General features: G+C 41.0%; 2 protein-coding genes and 2 pseudogenes. 1 reads left to right on the forward strand and 3 read right to left on the reverse strand.

Features of this window, described 5'->3' with window-relative positions:
• The 3 genes and pseudogenes from PVV68_RS10035 to PVV68_RS10045 form a co-directional block, all read right to left on the reverse strand.
• Nucleotides 1-806 (reverse strand): annotated as a pseudogene (locus PVV68_RS10035) (hypothetical protein); the annotation flags it as partial.
• Complete coding sequence (locus tag PVV68_RS10040; RefSeq protein ID WP_273722142.1) at nt 806-1,504, reverse strand: hypothetical protein; 699 nt, start codon at nt 1,502-1,504, stop codon at nt 806-808. The pseudogene PVV68_RS10035 and the gene PVV68_RS10040, both read right to left, overlap by 1 nt.
• A gap of 72 nt (nt 1,505-1,576) precedes the next feature.
• Entirely contained in the window at nt 1,577-2,026 is a 450-nt protein-coding gene (locus tag PVV68_RS10045; protein ID WP_273783008.1) for a hypothetical protein, read from the reverse strand.
• Nucleotides 2,027-2,289: 263 nt separating this feature from the next.
• Here PVV68_RS10045 and PVV68_RS10050 point away from each other — a divergent pair.
• A pseudogene (locus PVV68_RS10050) lies at nt 2,290-2,444 on the forward strand (integrase); the annotation flags it as partial.

Here is a 2,444-nt window from a genome sequence, read left to right on the forward strand (position 1 = left end):
TTGCCAAAGCCAATAGGGAGCATTTCACCCACACTGTTGATTTGATAAAAACCATCATCAGAGACAAAGAAAGTACAGTCTCCACGGCTTGCAATTGCTGTGCTGCTTTTCGCACCTATTTTGTCTTTTATTTTTGCAAAACTGAATATAATTTTAGAGCCTGGCACAAAGGTTGCATGATAAATGGTGGAGCGCATAAAAATAAGTGGATTTGTTGATTCCGTAGACCCTTGAACGTATTCACCATCAGGAAAATCTTGATAATCGCAACTTTTCTCCCCAACCGTCCAATGTGTTGCATCATTCAAACCAGACCACTGAACACGGTTTGGCTTATCTGTTAGTTGCATCAGGCAAACAAAATCACCCCACACACGCACAAGTCCAGCACGCGGCGGATTACCACTCAAATCACAAAACTTTTCATCTGTTTTCAACGAAAGCATTTGTGGTGGGTCATTGCTATTAACAGCAATGATATGGTCCCCAAAGGAGGCAAAAGACCAAAGCGCAGTCTCATTGGCGTGATATTGTGTGTGAGGCTTGCTAATGTCTTTCCAGCCGCGCGTGCTGTTGTCATATTCATAAAGCTTTGTTGGTGCGCCCACAATGATGCGCACACCACCCAATGAGCGCACAGCATAGACTCCCAAAATCACATCCGGAAAAGGATCTGAAACCGGCGCCACAATGGGAAACGGAATATATGAATTTGGTGCAGGCAAAACGTTCACGATCTCACTGGAATAACCACTATTAATAAATGCAACATCTGGTCTATACTCAGCAATAGGGATAAAGGTCATCAGAAATCCATGTGTTGAATTTTTAATAAATTCTTGCGCCGTGATGTTTCAATTTGCAGCGCATCGAGTTGCTCTTGAAACATAGCAAAAGCAGCCGCTGCCATCTGCGGTTCTTTAATAATATTGGTATAAATTTCATATTTTGCCCGCGTTTTGATCAATTCATAAGCTTCCAAAAACCATATGGACGCTTCTTGTGCACTCTCAATATCTTTTATTCTCACAGGATCAAGAATAAGCCTGATAGAATAAACGCGCTCTGGTGTTGGATACAAAATAAGCTTTTGTTCAAAATAAGCATAGCGTGTAGGCATACCATTGTTACAATCATTCTCAAGATTCTCAATAACAAGCGGATCTACCTGAAAAAGCTTTGCTTTGCTGTGATTATCTTCATAAATATAAGCATCAACAATGCGAACAGCCCCTGTTATAGAGGGATGTGCCTCTGCGCCATAACGGCTTTTCCCCTTTAGAGTGGTAAAAACAATTTCACGGCTTTCATTGAAATAAAAAGGCAATCGTTCACAAAAGCGAATAGCCGAAAATATCGCCCTTTGTACTTGATCAACATACTCATCTGTTTGATCATCTATTTCATCCTGAATATCGCTTAACATCTGGATAAAATTTTTGTCATGAGAAACAATGGTCTGTTTGTCTCCAATCGGACCACCTGTCTGTACTATTATCGTCATATGATTCTCTTCCAAATGTCTTGGGGCATCTTGTGTGGGAGGGGGACGCAAGCAATAAACGCCCCCTCGCCTTTAACGATTAGTGTAAAACTCAACAATCACCTCAGCATCACCTGTGGTGCTTTTCTTGTCTCGTGTCATATAAATCGCATTTTCAGCCTCTAGCGGAACATCTCGTTCCTCCATGGGTATATACACATTGCCATCGGTAGATTGCGTAAGCCCCACATCTCCATAATCATTGCCATGAGGCTCTTTTCCAAATGTAGCTGCTACATCTTCAAAATCCTCCATAGTATAAGCTGTAATACTTTTGATAAAAGCCCCTCGGGGTAGAACGCCAATTTTCGTTATCAACCCTTGATCTGTACATTTAACACGCGAGCGTAAAAAACTAATCTGCTGCGTACAATTGTTACGTCCTTGCAAAACAGGTGGCAATCCCTCATCTATCATGCCAACGCTTTCCACGGTTTCAACACTTTCGCCAGGTTCCGTTGTATTTGGTGATGTTTTTGCCATCATTGTTATCCTTTCATGAAATTAAAATTGTCAGCTGATTTCAGCAAAAGAAAGGATAACAATCGTGCCAAAATCCTGTCCCCCTTGTACAAAATATTGATTTATATAGATAATTTAGTGTTATTCATATTGAATGAGACTCTCGAATAACCTAAGATTCTCTTATTTCAAACCTGCTTATCTTAAATCAATGAAAATCACTTGTTTGCATGTCACAAGCGGGGCTGGCGTGTGGGTAAAAATTATATAAGAAAGGATTAAAAATGGCTCTTATGAACCGTCTTAATGCAAGATCTGTCGCAACATTGGGGGCTGGCAAATATAATGATGGGGCCGGCTTGTTACTTCATAAGCGTAAAGATGGAGGTGCTCAATGGCTTTATCGTTATACCATTCACGGGCGCCGTCGTGAAATGGG

The sequence above is a fragment of the Bartonella sp. ML69XJBT genome (assembly GCF_028618515.1).
In the GTDB taxonomy this organism is placed as follows: domain Bacteria; phylum Pseudomonadota; class Alphaproteobacteria; order Rhizobiales; family Rhizobiaceae; genus Bartonella.